Source organism: Pseudarthrobacter sp. YAF2 (assembly GCF_052113345.1).
In the GTDB taxonomy this organism is placed as follows: Bacteria; Actinomycetota; Actinomycetes; order Actinomycetales; family Micrococcaceae; genus Arthrobacter.
Map to the genome: position 1 here is coordinate 1 of NZ_JBFRDA010000030.1, position 20,300 is coordinate 20,300.

Consider the following 20,300-nt stretch of genomic DNA (forward strand, 5'->3'; position numbering starts at 1 on the left):
CCGCAACAACACCGGCAGCATCCGCATACCCCACCGCAGCCCTGGCTTTCAGACCAGCGACCCTGGCCTCCACCTCACGGACACCGTCCAAGACTTCCAGGCACCCATCCGCCAACCCCGCCAACGGATCAGCAACCGAAAACGACTCCCCACCGGACCCGTCGACCTCCGCAAGAAGCACGGCAAGGGCAGCACGGATATCCTCGAACGCCCCCACCACCGCCGCTTTCCCCATACAACAATCATCACCAGAGGGTCTGACATTTAAGGTCCGCTCACCACCACGGACACCACAGAAGACCGGATGGGTCTCGACGAGCTCAACCACCGGCAGACCGAACCTCCGGGCCCGAATAGAGCACAGCGCCGGCGACCCGACCGCCCGAGATACAGCCTGGATCGGGCACCGTTTTGGGGATGACGGCCTCGCTCCGGTACCCTATTGAGGTTGGTGACGTGTCCGAGCGGCCGAAGGTGCAACACTCGAAATGTTGTTTGGTGTAAAAGCCAACGTGGGTTCAAATCCCACCGTCACCGCCACGTAGAAAGGCCCTGGTTCCCTTGGAAACAAAGGAACCAGGGCCTTTCGCTTGCCCCGGGCAGGAAGCTATTCCCTCCCGGAGCGCAAGCTCCGACAAAAGGACTCCCCCTGACGCGGCCTCACACGCCAATCACGTCCCCAGCGATACCCTGTGTATGCGTCAGCGTGCGGGGTGGATCATGGTCATGCCTGCGACGTTCGCGGTATCCAGCCGGGGCAGCAGCTCTGCGGCCTCTTCCAATCCGATGACGCGTTCGATGAGTTTCTGCGGCTGGAGTGCGCCGGACTCGATCAGGGCGAGCATCCCGGGGTAATCCACAGCGGCCATCCCGTGGCTTCCGAAAACGTCCAACTCCCACGCAATGACCCGGGCCATCTGAACGCGGGGGTGCCCCTCAACGGGCGGCAGGAGCCCAATCTGGACGTGCCGGCCGCGGCGCCGGAGGCTCAGGATCGCGTCGGCGCACGTCTGCTCGCTGCCGACGGCGTCGATGGAGACGTGGCTTCCCCCCGTCAGCTCCTGTACCTTCGCCGGAATATCAGAACCGTCGGCGACCACCACGTGATCGGCCCCAAGGAACGCTGCCACATCAAGGGCAGCCGCGTTTCGGTCCACGGCAATGACATTGCCGCCCAGTGCCTTGGCAATCATGACGGCGCTCAACCCCACGCCGCCCACCCCAACAATGGTGACCCATTCACCGGCGGCCAGGCGTGCCCGGCTTGTCAAGGCCCGGTAGGCGGTGGCGAAACGGCAGCCCAGGCTGGCCGCCGCTTCGAAGCTGACCCCCTCGGGGATCGCCACGAGATTGGTGTCCGCCGCATGGATCACCACGCGCTCCGCGAACGACCCCCAGTGGGTGAAGCCCGGCTGCTGCTGTTCCGGGCATACCTGCGCATTGCCGCCGAGGCACCACTCGCAGGTCCCGCAGCCCTCGACGAAAGGCGCCGTCACCCGGTCACCAAGCGCCCAACCGGTCACTCCCGGACCGACCTCAACGACGACGCCGGCGAACTCGTGGCCGGGAACGTGCGGCAGTGCGATGTCATCGTGACCGGCCCACGCGTGCCAGTCACTGCGGCACAAGCCCGTGGCGACGACGGAGATCACCACACCACCCTGCGGCGCCTCCGGCTGGTCTACTTCCTGAACGGTCAGCGGTCCGGCGATTTGGTGCATGACAAGGGAACGCACACGCCCTCCTTAAGTTGGGTTGGTCCAGCCCAGTCTAGGCGGGGCCGGGGCGGCGCCTCCGCTTCCCCTGAGCGGCCCCCTGAACGGCCCCCTGAGAGGTGCCCAGCCGTGCCCTGAGTCGCATTTAAGCCCCTCCCAGCGGCCGGTCTGCGTGCCACGACGGAGCACTACGGCTTCGGACCATTTGCTGGATGAGTGGTGTGCATTATTCAGGCAGAATGGGGCTTAAATCAGTCACGCGCGCGTGGAAGAACATGCCGAAAAAGCGGAACGAGGACAGGGATGAACGAGTTGTTTGCCGCTTCGTGCGAGCAAGGCGTTCTGCGGTTGCGCTGGGCCCCGGATGTCCACATCACGTACGAGATTGCCGTTCGGGCCGCCCGGGCCTTGGAAGGCTTCAGCGGCGGCTGGGTCCTGCCTCTCCTCGTTGACCTGAACGGGGTGGCCGGGTTAACCCCCGAAGCCAGGGCCGGTGTGATTTCCTACCGGGGCTTCGCTGCGGTGGCCCTCATCGGAGACGGACCAATGGGCAAGGTCGTGGCGGCATTTTCCCAACGGTCGCTGACTCCCACCGCATACTTCACTAGCGAACGCGAAGCCCTTGAATGGTTGTTGGGCCAGGGCAGCAGGGCCGCCAGGTAGCGAACTACCTGCCAGGCATTGTTGGTCCTTCCCCCGTTCACCGCGGAGCGGACGACGGCGGCCCGTGCATTTCCGCCTCGGCGCGCCTTTTGATGCCCAGCAGCATCGCCCGGTCCATCACGAGGTAGCCGGGCCGAAGAAGGAAATCCGTGACGCGCAGCCCGGCAGGCCGTCCGGCGCCGTACCGCGTCCTAAGCAGGAGCCTGGTACCGGAAGGACCGGCGTCGTGCAGGACGAACTGCCAGGTACCGGTCACCGTTCCGGGCGGTGCGCCCGGGCTGGAATCAAGGACGAGGTGGCGATCCTGCACGAGTTCCACGACGCGCGGCCCACGCCGGCCGCCAGGGTACCCAACGGGTGTGAAGGCGATGATGTCCCCCACCTTCAGGTCCTGCCACTCCGGATGGACGCGGTCCGCGTTGGTAACCCCCAGGCGGAGCAAGCCATTCTCCACCGCAGTGTAGGAATACAGGCCGGCCCGGTCCACTCCCATTTGCACGAGCCATGGCCAGACGTCCCAGGGCCGGGCGGCGACGGTAACCCCCATGGTCCAGACCTCATCAGCGTCGGGAATCAGATCGTCTCCCGGAAGCAGCGCAGTCCGTTCAGTCTCGGTGGAGCCCCACGTCCGCAGGACCCGCGGCAGAAGGCCATGCGTAAACACACCGGCCGCAGCGGCGGCGGCAAGGAAGCTGCGAAGTTGGCGGCGCCCGGGGGCACGCCCGGATCGCGGACCGGTACGGGCAACGAAACCCGATGCTGTGCCGCCCATGGCACACCTCCTCCTGGCTCCGGGGATGCCTCGAGGCTATAAACCAACGCCCCGGGGCTCCCAGAGTCCAAAGCCCCCTATACCCGCGTGTCGAAGGACCCGCAGAACACGTTCTCGTTGAAGGTGCCCTGGAAGCCGGACTTTCCCTGGATCTTTTCCACCGCGGCCCGGATGGCTTCCCGGGTTCCGGCGTGCGCGTGGATGGCAGTCTTGACCATTGGCACGTCGATCAGGTGGTTGGGCTGGTTCAGCGACACGAACACGGTGGGCACCTCGGTGACGTACCAGGGGATTTCCGCGGCCATTGGCGAGGACCACTTAATCCGTATGGCGGCCTCCTGCGCGAAACCCAACACGCAAGCGAACACAAAGGCGGCGTCGTACTTCTCCGCATAGTCCCCGGTGGCCTCCTCGGAGATGATGGACATGAAGTTCACGCCCGCCTCCCCGGCAGCTTCGCGCTGCTCCGCCGTCCGGAACAGGCTGACCTCGAACCCCGCGGCCTCCAGTTCCTCTTTGACCACGCCGAGGTAGGCCAGCGGATCAGCCCGGGTGAAGTCGGCGCCGCCGGAGATGCCGTAGAGCCGGATCCGGGGATGGGTTTCGGGCGTGATGGGCAGGTTCCCGGCCGTGTCCTTGACCAGCGTCACGGTCTTATCCGCGATCTCCGCTGCAATGGCGCGGTGCTCGGCACTGCCAATGACGGTGAGAGCCTCCGCCGGCGGCACCAATTGGTCAACAGGCTTGAGGTGCAACCCCAATGACGCCTTCAGGCCTAGGATGCGGCGCAGCGCATCGTGCAGCCGCTGCTCGGTAATGGCTCCAGACTTGTACCCGTCCAGCATGTAGCCGAAGTCCTCGGCCGGGTTCCGGAAGAAGAGGAACATGTCGCAGCCAGCAGCGATCGTTGCAGGCACCAGGTCCTTGCGCTTCATGGCCTGCGTGAGGCCCACCATCTGGGAAGCATCCGTGAGCACCAGCCCGTTGAAGCCAAGCTCCCCGCGCAGCAGGTCCTGCAGGAGCTCCGGGGACAACGTGGCCGGCAGGATGTCAGCGTCGGCCAGGCCGGGCCGGAAATGCCGCGAAACCTCCGGCGCTCCAATGTGGCCAACCATGATCGACTGCACGCCGTGGGCAATCATCTCCCGATACACGTGCCCGTAAGTTGCGTTCCATTCCTCAAACGGAAGTGTGTTGTAGGAGGTGACCACGTGCTGGTCACGCTCATCGATGCCGTCACCCGGGAAGTGCTTCATGGCGCAGACGGTGGGTGATTCACTGATGCCGTCGAAGTACTCCTTGGCCCGTTCCACCACGATCTCCGGGGTGTTTCCGAACGAGCGGGTCGAGATCACCGTGTTCCGCCAGTTGTAGTGGATATCCACGATCGGCGCGAACGCCCAGTTGCAGCCCAGGGCCGCCGTCTCCACCCCTGCCACCTGCCCCATCTGCCGGGCAATGCTCTTGTCCGGGTGCGAACCGGCCTGCAGGTGCGTGGAGACGAATGTGCCGTCGTCACAGCTGCCTGCCCCGCCCATCTCCGGGTTGGACGCGACCAGCAGCGGGATCCTGGACCTGGACTGGGCGTACCGGATGTGTTCCTGCACGGCAGCGGACGGCCCCGGCCGGTAGCGTATGCCGCCCACGTGGAAGTTGTCCAGCACGCCGTCGAGGTAACCGGGCGAGTAGTCGTTGTTGTGGTTGATGAACAGTTGCCCGATCTTTTCCTCGAGCGTCATTCCCCCAAGGGTGCCCTCCACCCAGGCGATGGCGTCGGCGTCGAGATTGTACGGCGCCGCCGCCAGGTCGACGTCGAACTGCCGCGGCTTGCCGCCCCCGGCCGTCCGGGCAGGAGGTACGACGCCGGCAATCCCCTTGAGTGCCGCCGCCACCACGTCAGCGACGGGCGCGGCAATGTCCACCACCACACCGCGTTCGTCCTCCTGCAGTGGTTCGAGCGTGGCGAGCTGGGAGTCCAGCAGCGCGGGAGGCATGAAGTGCCCCGTGCGGCCTTCCGTCCGTACTTTGAGGACCTCTCTGCTGCCGTCCAGGTGAAGGAACACCGTGTCCGGTGCCTGGGCACGGATGGCGTCCCGGTACGTGCGGCGCAGCGCCGAGCATGCCAGGACCAGGCCGCCGTCGGCTGCGTTTGCAAGCCTGCTGCCCACCGTGGCCAGCCACGGCCAGCGGTCCTCGTCGGTCAGGGGCGTGCCGGCCGCCATCTTGGCGACGTTTTCCACCGGGTGCAGGGAATCGCCGTCCAGGAACGGGACGCCCAGTTCGCGGGCCACGAGGTCGCCGATGGTGGTCTTGCCGCAGCCGGATACCCCCATCACGACGATTCTGGTTTTGTTCATCGGGTGCTTTCCTTACCAGTCGTGGCCAGCCTCACCAGTCATGCACCGTGCCGTCGACGAGGCGGTTGTAAGGCAGGTAGGCCTGCTGGTACGGGTAGGCTGCGGCGGCTTCCTCGTTGAACTCGACGCCGATCCCGGGCTTGTCGCCGGGGTGCAGGTAGCCGTCGGCGAAGGTCATGGATTGTTCGAAGACCTCGTTGGTCTTGTCCGAGTGCTGCATGTATTCCTGGATGCCGTAGTTGTGGATGGCCAGGCCTACGTGCAGCTGCGCGGCGAAGCCAACAGGGGAAATGTCCGTAGGGCCGTGGAAACCGGACTTGATCTGGTACTGCGCGGCAAAGTCCATCACCTTCTTCAACGGCGAGATCCCGCCGAAGTGCGTGGACGCCGCCCGTACGTAGTCGATCAGCTGTTCCTTGATCAGCGTCTGGAAGTCGTACACGGTGTTGAAAATTTCACCGATGGCCAGCGGGGTGGTGGTGTGCTGGCGGACCAGTCGCAGGCCTTCCTGGTTCTCGGCCGGGGTGCAGTCCTCCAGCCAGAACAGGTCATAGGGCTCCAGCGCCTTGCCGAGCTTCGCGGCCTGGATGGGCGTCATCCGGTGGTGGCCATCATGCAGCAGCGGGATCTCCGGGCCGAACTCGTTCCGGACCGCCTCGAAGACCGTGGGAAGGTGCCGCAGGTACGCGCGGGTGTCCCAGTCTTCTTCCTGCGGAAACGCGCCGCGGCCGGCGGGCTCATAGTCATACCGCTCGCCCGAGGCCTGGGCCTGGGCGGCCACACCGTAGACAGCCTTGATCCCCGGGATCGCGGTCTGGATCCGGATCGACTTGTAGCCCAGTTCCAAGTGTTCCCGCACGGAATCAAACAGCGACTCGATGTCCGAGCCCGACGCGTGGCCGTAGGCCCGCAGCCCGTTCCGCGACGCCCCGCCCAGCAACTGGTACACGGGAAGCCCGGCAACCTTGCCCTTGATATCCCACAGCGCCATGTCGACGGCGGCGATGGCCGCCATCGTGACGGGACCGCGGCGCCAGTACGCGCTCCGGTACAAGAACTGCCACGTGTCCTCAATCCGGTGCGGATCCTTGCCGATGAGCAGCTGGGCGACGTGCTCCTTCAGATACGCGGCGACGGCGAGCTCGCGGCCGTTCAGGGTGGCGTCGCCAATGCCCGTCACGCCGTCGTCCGTGGTGATCCGGAGGGTCACGAAGTTTCGGGTGGGGCTGGTGACGAACACGTCCGCGGCAATGATTTTCACAGCAGGTCCTTTCGGAGAAAGTCGGGTCGGAGGGTTGGGAAAAATTGTGCCGGGAATCGGTCCATGTTTGGCACTCAACGGGGTCCGGCAAAGTGGTCAGGCAGAGGCAGGGGCGGAGTGGCCGGCAACCGTGCCGCGCAGGCCTTCCAGCAGGGCCACGACGCCGGCGTCCGCGGCAAGGACCGGATCGATGACCGCCAGCAGTGCCTTGGTACGTTCACCGCCGTCCAGCCGGTTGGCGGCGGCAACGTCCCCGCCCAGTGGATCCTGGAACGATGCAGCAACGGCGCTGTAGTCCATCCAGGCTGCGATCATCAGCGCGGCCGCGGCACCGGACCTGCCGGCCGCCCGTTCGGCTTGCAGCACCGGAACGGCGCGCATGCGCAATTTGGTACTGCCGTCCATCGCAATCTGGGCCAGGTGGTGCGCGATCCTGGCATTGCCGAAGCGGGCAAGCAGGGCTTTCCGGTACGCGGGAATCTGCAGCTCCACGTTAGCGGGCAGGTTGGCTTCCGCTTCGTCCCAGAAAGCCTCCACGGCACGCCGGCACGCCGGATCAGCCAGGGCTTCCGCCACGGTGGTGTGGCCCCTCAGTTGGCCTGCGTAGGCCAAGAGGGAGTGCGCGCCGTTGAGCAGCCACAACTTCCGGTTCTCATAGGGTTCAATGTCCTCGACGAACAGGGCACCGGCGTCTTCCCAGCGCGGACGCCCCGCAGGGAATTCCCCGCTGAGCACCCAGCTGGAGAAGGGTTCGGCCACCACCGGCGACTCGTCCCGGTAGCCGCAGGCGTCCCGTACGGCGGCCAGGTCCTGGTCGGTGGTCCGCGGCGTGATGCGGTCCACCGAGGTGCTGACGAAGCTGACGTTGCCGTCAATCCAGGCGGCGAACCCGGGATCCCAGGCCTGGGCAAACCCTGCAACCCCTTGCCGGGCCACCGTGCCGTTGTTGGAAAGGTTGTCGCAGCAGACGACGGCGACCGGTCCGGCGCCCGCGTCCCGACGCGCGGCGAGCGCAAGCACCAGGCGTCCCAACGGCGTCGCCGGCCGCCCGGTCCCCGAACCCATCAGCGCAAGGTCCGCGGCGACGTCGGGCGCGTTAATATCCAGCTTGCCGTCCGCACCCAACCTGTAGGCGGTTTCTGTGATGGTCAGCGTGACCAGGGCAGTCTCCGGCGCGGCCACCAAGGCCGTCAGCCGGCCCAGGTCGGCCCCGTCCACAGCCTCTACGATGCTGCCGATGACAGTGAAAGAGTCACCCTCGTCCGCCCGTTCCACCAAGGTGTAGAGCCCGTCCTGCTCCGCCAGGGCAACGGCGGCGTCCGGCCTGCGTCCGGTGAACGCGGCGATTCCCCAGTCCGCCGAATCCGATGCCTGCTGGGTGTACCAGGCCTGGTGCGAGCGGTGGAACGCGCCCAGCCCCAGGTGAACGATCCGCACCGGTGCTTTGGGGAGGGGACGGAGCTGCCGGGTCAGCCGCGGAAGGTCAGCCGCCGACGACGGGGCTGGCGGCGGAGCCTGGAACTGGGCACTCACAGCTTGAATACCCTCCGTGGCGATGCGTCCACGATGTCCACGATGAGTTCGTGCGCCCGCTCCTCGGTGACCCGGTGTTCGGCGACGAGGCGGGCCAGGAAGGACGCCTCGATCCGCCTGGCCGTGTCGTGGCGGGCCGGAATGGAGCAGAAGGCGCGGGTGTCATCGATGAACCCGGAGGACCGCGAGAATCCCGCGGTCTCCGTCACCGCGGACCGGAAGCGCAGCATGGCGTCGGGGGCGTCCAGGAACCACCAGGGCGCGCCGAGGTACACCGACGGGTAGAACCCGGCCAGCGGAGCCAGCTCGCGGGAGAATACGGTCTCGTCCAGGGTGAAAAGGACCAGGTGGAAATCCTTGGCGGTACCGAAGTCCTGCAGCAGCGGCCGGACGGCCTCCGTATAGTTCACGGCCACCGGGATGTCATGCCCGGTATCCGCCCCGAAGGCCTCGAATGTGGGCCCGTGGTGGTTGCGGAAGGAGCCCGGGTGGATGGTCATGACCAGCCCGTCGTCCACCGACATCCTCGCCATCTGGTACAGCATGTGGGCTTCGAACGCGTCCCTGTCCCGGGCGCTCGCCTGGCCGGCCCGGCCCCGCTCGAACAGCCGCTCCGCCTCGGCGTCGTCCAGCTTCAAGGTGGCGGGCGTGAACACGCCGTGGTCAGCGGACACAGCGCCGCGGTCCACGAAGTGGCGCCGGCGTGCCTCAAGTGCCTTGATGTACCCGGCGTAGCCGGACACTCCCCCGCCGGCGGCGCCGATGAGCCGTTCCACGTTGTCCTGCCAGGCAGGATGTGCCATGTTCAGGTACTGGTCCGGCCGGAAGGTGGGCAGCACGCGGCCCGCGAATGCTGGATCGGCGTGCAGCGCGGCGTGGCTGTCCAGGGAGTCCAGGGGGTCATCGGTGGTGGCGAGAACCTCGATGTTGAATTCCTTGAACAGTTCCCGGGGCCGGAAGCCCGGCTCGGACAGTTTCGCCTGCAGGGCATCGTAGAGCTGGTCCGCGTTCCGGGCGGACGGCTCCTCGTCCACGCCGAAGACGTGGGCGAACTCCTGCCGGATCCAGTACCCGGAGGCGGTTCCCTCGAAAGCGGGCCAGGCCTCGCAGAAGTGCCGCCATACCTGCCGCGAGTCAGCGGGCTGGTTACCCAGGCCCAGCTGGTCCATGGCTACTCCGCCGGCGTGGATCAGGCGGGTGACGTAATGGTCCGGGGTGACCAGGAGCGCGGCCGGGTCCGGGAAGGGTGTGTTCTGTTCGATGACCGCAGCGTCGACGTGCCCGTGCGGGGAGATGATGGGCAGGCCTTCCACCCGGGAAAAGAGTGAGCGGGCAATCTCCCGGACGCCGGGATCGGCCGGCAGGAGCCGGTCCGGGTGGTCCGCTATCGGCTGCGCCATGGCTCAACGCCTCCCTGCGGCGACCGGGAGCCCTGCCAGGGCGGCCGTGGCGCGGAGGTAGTCGAGGTTCCCGGCGGTGCGTTCTGCCAGCGGGAGTTCCGTCGAGAAGTCCTCCACCGTTACCCAGCCGTCGTATCCGAAGGCAGCGAGTGCCTTGAAGTACTGCAGCACGCTGCCCTGGCCTGATCGCAGCGGCGCCCACTCGTTCTTGTAGATGGCTGCACCGGATTCGTCGGTCCCGCCGCTGTTCACCCACACCGCGTTCTTCACATGCACATGCGCCATGTAGTCGCCCAGGAGCTCGAAGGCTGGGAGGTAGTCCTCCTGCCCTTCGATCAGCAGGTTGCCAAGGTCATGGATGACGCCGACGTGCCGGGGGTCCAGGCCGTCCAGCAGCCGCAGCGCCGATGAGGCCGAGGCGGTGATGGTGCGGTGGTGCAACTCCACCAGCGCCTTCACCCCGTGGTGCGCGGCCCGCTCCGCAATCCATTCGAAATCGCGGCGGGCAGCGGCGAAGAGTTCCGGGTAGGGGGTACCGCTGGCCGGTTCGTCGCCCCAGGCCGCGGTTCCCAGCGGCGGCGTGGTCACGCGCACCTGGCCGGCTCCGAGCCTGGCGGTGGCGGCGAGCATGCGGTCCACGTCAGCGTGGTTGTCGCACCGCGCGTATCCGCCGATGCCGGAGAACTCCAGGCCGGCGCCGGCCGTGATAGCGGCGATCCGGTCCAGGTGGTCTTCCATTCCCGTCAGCGGAACGGTTGCCTTGTTCCCGGCCCAGAAGCCGGGCTCGGGGGCGTCGCCCTGGTCTGTGATGCGCCACTCGACGCCGTCCCAGCCCTGGCCTGCCAGTTGCTGGACTGCTTCCTCGGGGGTCCACTCGGGGGTTGATGCGGTAAATACTGAGAACTTCATGGTTTCAGGCGCTTTCTGCCGGTGTGCTGCCGGTGTGGACTTCGAGGTCGTTGTACTTGCCTGCCAGGACATCCTCAAAGAGGACGGGCTGGCCGAGGGTCGCCGAGACGTACACCGAACGCACCGCCGCGAGGGCATTGACGGCGTCGCTGACGGTGACACCCGGCTGTTTTCCACCGGCGATGGCGGCCAGGATGTCCCGGTACTGCCGGACGTGCCCGGCCGGATACACGGTGGGATCGGCCGCCTTGTAGTCTTCCTCCGGGTATTTGGCCAGTTCTTCATCGGCCTGGTTGCCGCCGCCCTGCAGGCCCATGTCCGCCGAGGCGCTGCCCGTGTCCCTGCTGTGGAAGTACTGCAGGCGGTCGTTGTCCACCACGGCCGATCCCTCGGAGCCCATCAGCTGCACGCGCACGGTCAGCCCCGGGTAGGCGGCAGTGGTGGCGTGCAGGACGGCCAGTCCGCCGTTCTCGAAGGTGACGGTGGCTACGGCCGTGTCCTCCACTTCGATGCGTTCGTGGGCGAGGCGGGCGGTGTGCGCGAAAATTTCCACCGGCCGGCCCATGAACCACAGGAGGAGGTCCACGGTGTGCACGCCCTGGTTCATGAGGGCGCCGCCACCGTCCATCGCCCACGTGCCGCGCCAGTCGCCGGAGTCGTAGTAGCCCTGGCCGCGCCACCATGCCACCGAGGCAATGGCGGAGGTCAGCTTGCCGAAACGGCCGTCGGCGATGGCGCGGGACACAGCGACGCTGGACTGGTCGAACCGGTGCTGGCTGATGACCGAGGCAACGATGCCGTTGCCCGCTGCTTCCTTCGCGGCGGCTTCAATTTCCTGGGCCCGGCTGAGGTCCACGTCAAGGGGCTTTTCGATGACCACATGCTTGCCCGCCGCGAGCACCTCCAGGCTCTGCTGGATGTGCAGTCCGCTGGGGGTTGCCAGGGCAACCAGGTGGATGTCTTCGGCGGCGAAAGCTTCCGCCTGGGTGGTGTACAGAGCCGGCCGCGCGCCGCCCTGCTGTTCGATGAAGTCGGCGAGCGCTTCGGCCGCGGCCGGGATGGCATCGATGAGGGCAACGATGCGGACTTCCGGGAATTCACGAAGGGCTACGGCGTGGGTGCGGCCGATGACGCCGCACCCGGTGATGGCTGCGTTAAGGGTGCTCATGCGGTCTGGACTCCTGCTTCTGCGGTAACTTTGGCGAACGCGCGTGCCGCGATGCCGAAGGCCGTGGGGCCGGAGAATCCGCCCAGGCCGTGGGCGCCGGCAAGGTGCGGCTCAAGGGATGCGAAGCCTTCGTAGCCGTCGGCCTTGAGCGCCTCGACGGTCTTGAGGACGTCCCCGTCGCCTTCGCCGGCGGGCACCACGTGGCCGTTGGCGAAGAGGGCATCCTTGACCTGGAGGTATTCCAGGTGCGGGCGCAGCTTGGCATACCCCTCATCGAAGGGCTTGACGCCGACCTGGACGAAGTTCGCAGCGTCCCAGGCCACTTTCAGGGCCGGCGAGTCCACAGTCTCGATGATGTCCAGGACCCGGTCCGGGACGTCCCCGAAGATGTCCTTCTCGTTTTCGTGCAGGAGGATCACCCCGGCTTCTTCGGCCACGTCGGCAAGGGCGCGCATGCGCTCGATGACCTCATCCCGGATGCTTTCCACCTGGACTGACTCGCCGTAGTAGAAGGAGAAGATGCGGATGTATTTGGCGTCCAGGACCTTGGCGGCATTGGCTGCCCGCCGCAGCCGCTCCACCTCATGCTCGACCGGGAGGCTGACGTCCACCTTCCCGATGGGCGAGGCAATGGCCGAGACCTTCATGCCTTTGTCTGCCAGCAGGGCGGCAAGTGCCTGGAGCTGTTCGTCGCTGAGGTCCACGATGTTGGTTCCCCATGCGCTGCGAACCTCGATGTGGTTGGCGCCGAGGGCCTGCAGCACAGCTATCTGGACTGCGGGGTCGTCGTCAATTTCGTCGCCGAAGCCTGACAGCTGCCACGCGACCTGGGTGGTCGAAACCATGGTTATTTAACTCCTCCGGCGGTCAGCCCGCCTACTAGGTATCGCTGGAAAATCAGGTAAAGGATGACCACCGGTGCTGCGCACACCAAGGCTGCGGCCATCATCTGGCCGTAGTAAGGGATGGCGCCGCCTTCCTGCGAGGCACCAAAAATTTGAAGGGCGACGGCGGCGGTCTGGCTTTCGGGGCGCGTCATCACCGAGGCGAACAGGACGTCGTTCCAGCCGAGCAGGAAGGCGAAGATGCCGGAGACAACGATGCCGGGCCAGCTCAGGGGCAGGACAATGCGGAACAGGACGCCGAGGTTGGACGCGCCGTCGATTTTGGCGGCTTCTTCCAGTTCCTTGGGGAGTCCGCGGAGGTAGGTGACCATCACCCAGGTGGAGAACGGCATGGCGAAGGTCAGGTATGTCACAAACAAGCCCCACTGGGTCCCGATCACCTGGATACCGAGGTAGGTTGCCGCCGAGGAAAAGAGGACGAAGACCGGCAGCACCATCAGGGTTCCCGGGACGGACTGCAATGCCAGGAGGCCGCGCAGGATGCTGAGCCTTCCCCGGAAGCTGTACCGAACCAGGACGAACGCGGTGGATACGGACAGCGCAGCCGAGACGACGGCCGTTGATCCTGCCACCAGGACGCTGTTGGTGAGGCCGGTGGCCAGGCCCACGCTGGTCCAGATCTTCGAGTAGTTCTCCAAGGTGACCGATGACGGCCAGAACTCGCCGTTGGCTACTCCGATGTCCGAGTTCACTGATGCCAGGAAGATATACAGCACCGGAATCAGCACCAAGGCACCCAGGAAGACAAGGATGATGACCAGCAGGGGGCCGGGCAGGAGCCTCAGCACCTCGTGCTGGCGGTGCGAGCCCGGACGGTCGACGTCGGCGGCTGGCGCGCTCCGACGACCGGTGATCGTGGCGCTCATTTCTTCGCTCCTGGGGTGTCGGCGTCGTCAAGCTTCACGGCGCGGAGGTAAACGAACAGCGGGATGGCGATGAGCACCAGGGAGATGAAGGCCATCGCGGCGCTCAGGCCAAAGCGGAAGCTCTGGAAGCTGGTGACGTAGGTCAGGATAGGGAGGACTTCGACGTCGGCCGGGGCCGGGACGCCGAACAGCACGAACGGGAGGGTGAAGTTGTTGATGTGGTGCAGCATCCCGATCAGGAAAGCGAGGGCCAGCGGACCCTTCAAGTAGGGGAAGATCACGTACCGGAGCTTGTTCCACCAGAGCGCCCCGTCGAGGGCCGAGGCCTCGTGCACCTCGTGGTCCACGGACTGCAGGCCGGACAGCGCGAGCAGGTAGATGAACGGCCAGGAGGCCCAGATCTGGACCAAAACCAGTGTCCAGAACGTTTGCGGCCCGTTGAGCCAGAGGCCCACGTGGATTCCCACGGTGGCCAGGGCCTCATCCACGATGCCGCCGGGCTGGAGCATGGTCCGCCAGACCGTTGCCACCACGAAGGACGGCAGGACATACGGGATGAGGAAGACCGAGCGGATCAGGGCGCGACCCTTGAACGCGTTCTGGGTTGCCACTGCTGCGGCAATGCCAAGCGGCAGCGTCACCACCATGGCAAGCAGCGAGTAGCTGACGCTCAGCCAGACGGCGTGCAGGAGGGGCGAGTTCGTAACGGCTTCAACGAAGTTTTCCACTCCGATGATGGGTGCGCTGATCCATTTTCGCAGCGTGTATTGGTCCAGGTTGAGGATGGACATGTAGATGCCCAGCAGCAGCGGCACCACGATGATGATAATCATCAGGACCCCGCCGGGGATCAGCATCCAGAGCGGGCGGTTCCGCTCGCTCAGGCCCTTGCGCCGCGGACCGTCCTTGGGGCCGGGCTGCTGCCCGGCGCCGTTGGCGGTCCGGGGCGCCCGGCCTGCGGCGGAATCCACCGCAGGCCGTACTTCATGAGAGGCGTCGGTTGACATCAGAACTTATCCTTTGGAGGCCCGGTCCAGGGAAGCCTGGCCCTTGTTTTGGGCGTCTTTGATCCGGGAATCAAGGGCGGATTCGTCCACCTTGCCCGCGGCCAGGTCAGGAATCGACTGGACGGTGACGTTGAGCAGGCCGAGCTGGATATCGCCCCAGGCACCCGTGAACGGGGTGGCCTTGGACTTGGCGGCGGCATCGGCCAGCGGCTTGAGCTTGGCGTCCGTCAGGGTGGCGAGGGCTTCGGCGTTTGCCGGCAGGTCACCGAAGGTCTTCTGGTAGTTCAGCTGTTCGTCTTTGGAGGTGATCAGCTTGATGTAGGCGAAGGCCAGGTCCTTCTGCTTGGAGTAATCGGCCACCACGAGGTTGTCGCCGGAGAGGATGCTGGCGGCGTCGCCGTCGGACTTGGACTGGGTCTGGCCCGGTGCGATCGTGGGCATCAGGGCGTACTCGTACTTGCCGGCGATTGCGGACTTGTCCAGGGTGGGAATGGAGCTGGACGTGGTCATCATCAGGTAGCCGGCCTTGCCGCTGGCGAAGGCAGCCACGGCGTTGCTGTTGCTCCAGCCCACGGATGCGGGGTCAACCACTTTGTCGTTGGTGAGCCAGCCGAAGTACGTTTCGTAGGCCTTCTTGACCGTGGGGTCATCCATCTTCAGCTTGTTGCCGTCCACCAGCGGGTTTCCGGCCTGGATGGACATGGCCCAAATGAACTTCCAGGGATCGAAGCTGTCCTTGTATCCCGTGGCGATGCCGTAGGTGCCGTCCTTGGTCATCTTCTTCGCCTGGGCAGCCAAGTCATCCCAGTTCGTGGCAGGCTTGTCGATGCCCGCCGCAGCCAGCAGGTCCTTGTTGTATGCCATGACGAACGGCCGGCTGACGAACGGGATGCCGGCCAGGTGGTCCTTGTCCGGTCCGGAGATTCCCAGGGTCGCCGGGTTGAATCGGTCCTTGCCGCCCACCTTGTTCCAGTCGTCGTCGGACAGGGTCACGAAGGCCTTTGTGGCAAAAGCCGTGGGCGTGAAGGTGGTTCCGAGGCTGTAGACGTCCGGGCCTTGACCGGAGACAACGGACGTTTGGATACGCGTGAGTTCATCGTTCGCCGAGGCGAAGGTTTCGAACTTCACGTCGGCGCCGGTCTCGGCCTTGAACTTGGCGGCAATGTCGGATTGCCACTGCTTCTGCTGTTCCGGGTACTGGCTGGAGACGTTCACCAGGACGCTGAGCGTCTTGCCCGTGCCGTCCACCTTGCCGTCCGAGCTGGTGGAGCCGCCGCCGTTTCCGGAGCTCGATCCACAGCCGGTCAAAGCGAGCGCTGCCGCCGTAACTATCGCCGCAAGCCCAGTAGTCGATTTAAACCTCATTGTTTTTCTCCTCTAGGACACCCGCATGGCCACATCCGTCTTGTGGCGGAAATCACTGCAGGCGACTCGAGAGTCAGTCTAGGAAACTGGAAAGCTTGCGGCAAGCGGTTGCCAAAAGTTGCCAAGGGTGGTCTGCTTGGATCATCCAAAGTCGGGGAACGCAGGGCGGGTTACCGCCTGCGGATTCTTCAAGCCAGCGATGAAAGGTCGGCAACTATGGCTAATCCATCGGTGGAGGCTGCTCCACAGGGCGCCGGAGACGCGAACACCCGGCGGGACCGCCCGCCCACCATCCGGGATGTGGCGGAGCTCGCCGGCGTGGCCACGTCCACGGTCTCCCGGGCCCTCTCGCGGCCCGACCGGGTAAATCCGCGGACGCGGGTCCGGATTGAAGAGGCAGCAGCGGAACTCAACTACGTGCCGAGCTCACAGGCGCGCGGCCTTAGCTCGGGGCGGACCAACGCCGTAGCTGTGCTGGTGCCCGACATCACCAACCCGTTCTATTTCGACATCATCCGGGGCACGCAGCACCAGCTCAAGGCCGCCGGCGTGACGCAGCTCCTGGTGGACACCGAGGAGTCCAACGAGATGGAGCTCGAAGCGCTGCACAAGATGCGCAAGTCCGCCGATGGCTTCATCCTTGCCGCCTCACGCCTGACCGATGCCCAGCTGGCAGAAGTTTCGCAGACGCAGCCCCTGGTGACGTTCAACCGCGCCTCCACCAGCGCACCGACCGTGATGATCGATACGCCCTCGGCCATCATCCAGGCCCTGGAGCACCTGGCATCGCTGGGCCATCACAAAGTCTGCTACGTCGCCGGACCACCCACGTCGTGGTCAAACCAGATGCGGTGGAAAGTCTTCGAAGAGGACGCCACAAAGCGCGGTATGGAAGTCCACCGGATTGGCCCCTACGTACCCAAGACGACGTCCGGGGCGGCCGCGGCGGACGCCGCAGTCCGCACCGGGGCCACTGCCTGCATCGTGTTCAACGACCTGCTGGCCATCGGCATGCTCCAGCGCCTGCAGGCCCGCGGTATCCGGGTACCCGCGGACATGAGCATCATCGGCTCGGACGACATTTTCGGCGCCGATTTCTGCAATCCGCCGCTGACCACCATCTCCAGCCCCATCGAGCAGGCGGGCAGGGTGGCCGTGTCCATGCTCCTGGCCCAGCTCAATCCGCTGCCGGGAAGCGCCACCCGGAAGCTCGCCGTCATGCCCACCCACCTGACGGTGCGGGACTCGACGGGACCGGCGCCCACCTGATCCTCCGAGCCTCCCCAGGCTCGCCCTCTGCCGTTCCTGGCGGCCGGTCCCGCGCCTCGGACGGGAAACCAAAAATTGGCCGTTGGTCTTGGAACTGATTCCATAATGCCGCCGCCTGCCGCTCGATAGCATGAGGTGACCGGACAGAGCCGTCCGGCGGGATCAATGCAAAGGGACAACCATGGCCGCGGTTACGGTGGATGACATCCTCTCGGATCTTCCGCTTGGCTTCGCCAGCCTCATCCTCCGGCCGGCCCTTTCGGCGCCGGCCATCGAACGCTTCCTGATTGTCGACGCCGACGATGAAGCAGTGGAGGCCGCCAAAGCCTTTGTCCTGCTCATCGGGGTCCGCGGCCGGTCTGCATTGCCTGCCCTCCGGCGCCTGCTGAAGGACCCGCCCCCGGTGGTCGCAATGAAGGGCCAGCGGGACGACCTGGCAGAAGCGGAAGAGCTCCTGCGGGCAGCCGGGTCTGGCCTGCTGCTGGTGGATCCTGCAGCGGACTGGGACCGCCTGCTCTCGATCGCCAAGGACCGGATCCAGCCGCGCAGCTACCAGAGCGAAGTTTTGACGCTGCTCGAGGAGGACCTGTTCGCGATTGCCCAGACCACGGCGCGACTCACGTCCAGCCACGTGCTCATTGAGGATGCGGCCAACAAAGTCCTCGCCTATTCCACGGTCACCAATGACATCGATGAGCTCCGGAAAGCGTCCATCCTGGCCCGCCGCGGCCCCCGGAAGTACGAACTGCTGCTCAAGGACCTGGGTGCCTACCGGGAACTCCACCGCACCCGGCAACCGGTCCGCGTCCCCGCGAGGCCCCAGGACGGGCTGCGGGAACGGGTGGCCATCGCGCTCTTTGCCGGCGACCGGATCATGGGCTATATCTGGCTCCAGGAGACCGGTGGAGGCTTCGGCCCGGATGTTGAATATGTCCTGACGGGATCCGCGGCACGCGTCTCGGCAGAACTGATCCGCTACCGCAACCAGCAGTCCGTCCACATGCGGGAGGACCGGATTGCGCGGATCCTGTCGGGTCCGGCAGAAGCCGCCGCCGGCGCGCACAGCGGAAAAATCCCCTCTGAAGCTCCCGCCGCGCTCATCCTGATGGGCATGTCCGACGCCGACTCGCGTGCCGACGACGCCGCGCTCAAGCACGGGGAACTTGCCAACCTCGCGTCCATCCACGCGGCCGCCTACAAGGCCTCCGCCGTCGTCGGCCAGTTCAACGGCGACACGGCCATCATCGTCCCGGACCTGCAGTCAAGCACCGCGGAAGCGGGGCTGCGGTCCCTAGCCGAGGCAATCGTCCGGGACGCCCGCAAGCACCTCGGCATCATCCCTTTCGCCGCCGTCGGCCCCCTGGTGCCGGATCTATTGTCCCTCCATACGGTGACCCGCGTGACGGAGGCACTGCTGGCGTGCGTGGGCACTGCGGAATCCGGCACGGTGGCCGGGGTGGCGGATTTCGAGGCGGAAATCCTGTATCGCGAGGCGGTACGCAACTTCCATACCTCGCCCTTCCGGCACCGCAGCCTGGCGGCCCTGCTGCACGACGACGCCGAACTCGCAACAACCCTGCAGGCGTATTTCGACGCCTCCTTCGACGTCGCGGAATGTGCCAGGCGCATGAACCTGCACAAGAACACCGTCTATTACCGGGTGGCCAAGGCCACCCGGGTGACCGGCCTCAACTTCGGCAGCCCCCGCGACTCCCTCGTGGCCCTCCTCCATCTCCAGGAATGGGCCGCCTCCAACGACAATCCAGGCAGGAAATGAGCACCACACTCAGCGCACCGCCCCTTGGCCTCCTCCTCGGGGACATCGTCCGCCGTCACCGCCCTCAGAAGAAAAAGGGAGCTGTCCCGGGAAACATCCCCTTCCTGGCCACGGTCCCCTTCGACCGGTTCGGGATCGCCGTCGCCACCACCTCCGGTGAAGTCTTCAGTTCCGGCGATGCCGACGTTCCCTTCTCCATCCAGAGCATCTCCAAGGTATTCACCCTGGCCATGGCACTGCAGGGAAGCCGCTCCGCCCGGCTGTGGTCGCGGGTACTGCGCGAACCCTCCGGAACGGCGTTCAATTCGCTGGTCCAGCTCGAAGCCGAGCACGGCATCCCCCGCAACCCCTTCATCAACGCAGGCGCCCTGGTGGTCACGGACCACCTGATGGAAGAGACGCCCGACGCCGCCACGCAGCTCCTGCGGTTCCTCACCAAGCAGGCGGGCACGGAGGGAGGGAGGGCCGGCCACGGCCCGTCCATCGACGAAGCCGCCGCCGCGGGCGAACTGGCCGGCAGCAGCCGCAACCTGGCCCTGGCGCACTTCCTGAAGGACTTCGGCAACCTCACCCAGCCGGCGGAATCGGTGGTGGAGAACTATGTCCGCCAATGCTCCATCATGATGAGCTGCGTCCAACTGGCCAAGGCCGGGCTGTTCCTCGCCAATGACGGCCAGGGAACCTCCGGCATGGTGTTGAGCCCGAGCGAGGCTAAGCGGATCGGATCCATCATGCTGACCTGCGGCATGTACGACGCCGCCGGCGAATTCGCGTACCGGGTGGGCCTGCCGGGCAAGAGCGGGGTGGGCGGCGGCATCCTGGTCATCGTCCCGGGCCAGTGCGCCATCTGTGTCTGGAGCCCGCGCCTAGATGCCAAGGGCAACTCCCTTGCCGGCACGGCAGCCCTTGCCGACCTCTCCGACCGCACCGGCTGGTCAGTTTTCTAATTTTCCCCATCCAGCAAGATCTTTCCCGGATCGAAAGGAATACCCATGCCCAACAACCCCAATGACGAGGTTGAGTTCGACCACTTGATTGATGGTGGTCACGCGCATGCGTCCGAGACCTCCCTGCACGCGGAGGATAAGGGTTACCACAAGAACCTCAAGCCGCGGCAGATCCAGATGATCGCGATCGGCGGTGCGATCGGTACTGGCCTGTTCCTGGGCGCCGGCGGCCGCCTGAACGCCGCGGGCCCGTCCCTGGTCATCGCGTACGCCGTGTGCGGGTTCTTCGCGTTCCTGATCCTGCGCGCCCTGGGCGAACTGGTCCTGCACCGGCCCTCCTCAGGCTCCTTCGTCTCCTACGCCCGCGAATTCTTCGGCGAAAAAGC

General features: G+C 65.9%; 16 protein-coding genes, 1 tRNA gene and 2 pseudogenes. 6 read left to right on the forward strand and 13 right to left on the reverse strand.

Annotation, left to right across the window (positions count from 1 at the left end; all coding sequences use genetic code 11):
- Positions 1 to 328: pseudogene (locus AB4Y79_RS21035) on the reverse strand (hypothetical protein); the annotation flags it as partial.
- A gap of 122 nt (positions 329 to 450) precedes the next feature.
- On the opposite strand from AB4Y79_RS21035, the gene AB4Y79_RS21040 reads away from it, so the two are divergent.
- Positions 451 to 540, forward strand: a tRNA-Ser gene (locus tag AB4Y79_RS21040).
- Positions 541 to 701: 161 nt separating this feature from the next.
- Here the strand turns inward: AB4Y79_RS21040 and AB4Y79_RS21045 are convergent.
- Entirely contained in the window at positions 702 to 1,736 is a 1,035-nt protein-coding gene (locus tag AB4Y79_RS21045) for a zinc-binding dehydrogenase (protein WP_441866043.1), read from the reverse strand.
- A gap of 282 nt (positions 1,737 to 2,018) precedes the next feature.
- Here AB4Y79_RS21045 and AB4Y79_RS21050 point away from each other — a divergent pair, with 282 nt between their 5' ends.
- Positions 2,019 to 2,378 (forward strand): DUF7793 family protein, encoded by a 360-nt coding sequence (locus tag AB4Y79_RS21050; protein ID WP_441866045.1) that lies wholly within the window; start codon positions 2,019 to 2,021, stop codon positions 2,376 to 2,378.
- A 37-nt stretch (positions 2,379 to 2,415) separates the two neighbouring features.
- Here AB4Y79_RS21050 and AB4Y79_RS21055 read toward each other — a convergent pair whose 3' ends face one another.
- From AB4Y79_RS21055 to AB4Y79_RS21105, 11 genes are all read right to left on the reverse strand, one after another.
- Entirely contained in the window at positions 2,416 to 3,150 is a 735-nt protein-coding gene (locus AB4Y79_RS21055; RefSeq protein ID WP_441866047.1) for a hypothetical protein, read from the reverse strand.
- 77 nt (positions 3,151 to 3,227) lie between these two features.
- Positions 3,228 to 5,507 carry a gluconokinase, GntK/IdnK-type gene (locus AB4Y79_RS21060; RefSeq protein WP_441866049.1) on the reverse strand — a complete coding sequence of 760 codons (2,280 nt, stop codon included), beginning with the start codon at positions 5,505 to 5,507 and terminating at the stop codon, positions 3,228 to 3,230.
- Positions 5,508 to 5,538: 31 nt separating this feature from the next.
- Entirely contained in the window at positions 5,539 to 6,768 is a 1,230-nt protein-coding gene (gene manD, locus AB4Y79_RS21065) for a D-mannonate dehydratase ManD (RefSeq protein ID WP_441866051.1), read from the reverse strand.
- Positions 6,769 to 6,864: 96 nt separating this feature from the next.
- A complete protein-coding gene (locus AB4Y79_RS21070) occupies positions 6,865 to 8,301 on the reverse strand; it encodes a mannitol dehydrogenase family protein (RefSeq protein WP_441866053.1) in 1,437 nt (478 codons plus the stop codon).
- Positions 8,298 to 9,701, reverse strand: coding sequence for a glucuronate isomerase (gene uxaC, locus AB4Y79_RS21075; protein ID WP_441866055.1), 1,404 nt, complete (start codon positions 9,699 to 9,701; stop codon positions 8,298 to 8,300). Before uxaC ends, AB4Y79_RS21070 begins: the two co-directional genes overlap by 4 nt.
- Before the next feature lie 3 nt (positions 9,702 to 9,704).
- The gene (locus AB4Y79_RS21080) at positions 9,705 to 10,610 is read right to left on the reverse strand and encodes a sugar phosphate isomerase/epimerase family protein (protein WP_441866057.1); all 906 of its coding nucleotides are present in this window, start codon (positions 10,608 to 10,610) and stop codon (positions 9,705 to 9,707) included.
- A gap of 4 nt (positions 10,611 to 10,614) precedes the next feature.
- On the reverse strand, positions 10,615 to 11,778 hold the full coding sequence (locus AB4Y79_RS21085; RefSeq protein WP_441866059.1) for a Gfo/Idh/MocA family protein: 1,164 nt from the start codon (positions 11,776 to 11,778) through the stop codon (positions 10,615 to 10,617).
- Positions 11,775 to 12,623 (reverse strand): sugar phosphate isomerase/epimerase family protein, encoded by an 849-nt coding sequence (locus tag AB4Y79_RS21090; protein ID WP_441866061.1) that lies wholly within the window; start codon positions 12,621 to 12,623, stop codon positions 11,775 to 11,777. The genes AB4Y79_RS21085 and AB4Y79_RS21090 overlap by 4 nt, the downstream gene beginning before the upstream one ends.
- 2 nt (positions 12,624 to 12,625) lie before the next feature.
- The gene (locus AB4Y79_RS21095) at positions 12,626 to 13,549 is read right to left on the reverse strand and encodes a carbohydrate ABC transporter permease (RefSeq protein WP_441866063.1); all 924 of its coding nucleotides are present in this window, start codon (positions 13,547 to 13,549) and stop codon (positions 12,626 to 12,628) included.
- On the reverse strand, positions 13,546 to 14,556 hold the full coding sequence (locus AB4Y79_RS21100) for a carbohydrate ABC transporter permease (RefSeq protein WP_441866065.1): 1,011 nt from the start codon (positions 14,554 to 14,556) through the stop codon (positions 13,546 to 13,548). The genes AB4Y79_RS21095 and AB4Y79_RS21100 overlap by 4 nt, the downstream gene beginning before the upstream one ends.
- Positions 14,557 to 14,562: 6 nt before the next feature.
- Positions 14,563 to 15,921 carry an ABC transporter substrate-binding protein gene (locus AB4Y79_RS21105; protein WP_441866067.1) on the reverse strand — a complete coding sequence of 453 codons (1,359 nt, stop codon included), beginning with the start codon at positions 15,919 to 15,921 and terminating at the stop codon, positions 14,563 to 14,565.
- Positions 15,922 to 16,137: 216 nt separating this feature from the next.
- On the opposite strand from AB4Y79_RS21105, the gene AB4Y79_RS21110 reads away from it, so the two are divergent.
- From AB4Y79_RS21110 to AB4Y79_RS21125, 4 genes and pseudogenes are all read left to right on the forward strand, one after another.
- Positions 16,138 to 17,190: a LacI family DNA-binding transcriptional regulator gene (locus tag AB4Y79_RS21110; protein ID WP_441866069.1), complete on the forward strand. Its 1,053-nt coding sequence runs from the start codon at positions 16,138 to 16,140 to the stop codon at positions 17,188 to 17,190.
- Between the two features lie 181 nt (positions 17,191 to 17,371).
- The gene (locus AB4Y79_RS21115) at positions 17,372 to 18,967 is read left to right on the forward strand and encodes a PucR family transcriptional regulator (protein WP_441866071.1); all 1,596 of its coding nucleotides are present in this window, start codon (positions 17,372 to 17,374) and stop codon (positions 18,965 to 18,967) included.
- Positions 18,964 to 19,914, forward strand: coding sequence for a glutaminase (locus AB4Y79_RS21120; RefSeq protein WP_441866073.1), 951 nt, complete (start codon positions 18,964 to 18,966; stop codon positions 19,912 to 19,914). Before AB4Y79_RS21115 ends, AB4Y79_RS21120 begins: the two co-directional genes overlap by 4 nt.
- A gap of 45 nt (positions 19,915 to 19,959) precedes the next feature.
- Positions 19,960 to 20,300: pseudogene (locus AB4Y79_RS21125) on the forward strand (amino acid permease); the annotation flags it as partial.

Bases quoted from the DNA above. Each gene is read 5' to 3' on its own strand.
- AB4Y79_RS21050 (WP_441866045.1), top strand. From the start codon at position 2,019: ATGAACGAGTTGTTTGCCGCTTCGTGCGAGCAAGGCGTTCTGCGGTTG.
- AB4Y79_RS21055 (WP_441866047.1), bottom strand. From the start codon at position 3,150: ATGGGCGGCACAGCATCGGGTTTCGTTGCCCGTACCGGTCCGCGATCC.
- AB4Y79_RS21060 (WP_441866049.1), bottom strand. From the start codon at position 5,507: ATGAACAAAACCAGAATCGTCGTGATGGGGGTATCCGGCTGCGGCAAG.
- uxaC (WP_441866055.1), bottom strand. From the start codon at position 9,701: ATGGCGCAGCCGATAGCGGACCACCCGGACCGGCTCCTGCCGGCCGAT.
- AB4Y79_RS21080 (WP_441866057.1), bottom strand. From the start codon at position 10,610: ATGAAGTTCTCAGTATTTACCGCATCAACCCCCGAGTGGACCCCCGAG.
- AB4Y79_RS21085 (WP_441866059.1), bottom strand. From the start codon at position 11,778: ATGAGCACCCTTAACGCAGCCATCACCGGGTGCGGCGTCATCGGCCGC.
- AB4Y79_RS21090 (WP_441866061.1), bottom strand. From the start codon at position 12,623: ATGGTTTCGACCACCCAGGTCGCGTGGCAGCTGTCAGGCTTCGGCGAC.
- AB4Y79_RS21095 (WP_441866063.1), bottom strand. From the start codon at position 13,549: ATGAGCGCCACGATCACCGGTCGTCGGAGCGCGCCAGCCGCCGACGTC.
- AB4Y79_RS21100 (WP_441866065.1), bottom strand. From the start codon at position 14,556: ATGTCAACCGACGCCTCTCATGAAGTACGGCCTGCGGTGGATTCCGCC.
- AB4Y79_RS21105 (WP_441866067.1), bottom strand. From the start codon at position 15,921: ATGAGGTTTAAATCGACTACTGGGCTTGCGGCGATAGTTACGGCGGCA.
- AB4Y79_RS21110 (WP_441866069.1), top strand. From the start codon at position 16,138: ATGGCTAATCCATCGGTGGAGGCTGCTCCACAGGGCGCCGGAGACGCG.
- AB4Y79_RS21115 (WP_441866071.1), top strand. From the start codon at position 17,372: ATGGCCGCGGTTACGGTGGATGACATCCTCTCGGATCTTCCGCTTGGC.
- AB4Y79_RS21120 (WP_441866073.1), top strand. From the start codon at position 18,964: ATGAGCACCACACTCAGCGCACCGCCCCTTGGCCTCCTCCTCGGGGAC.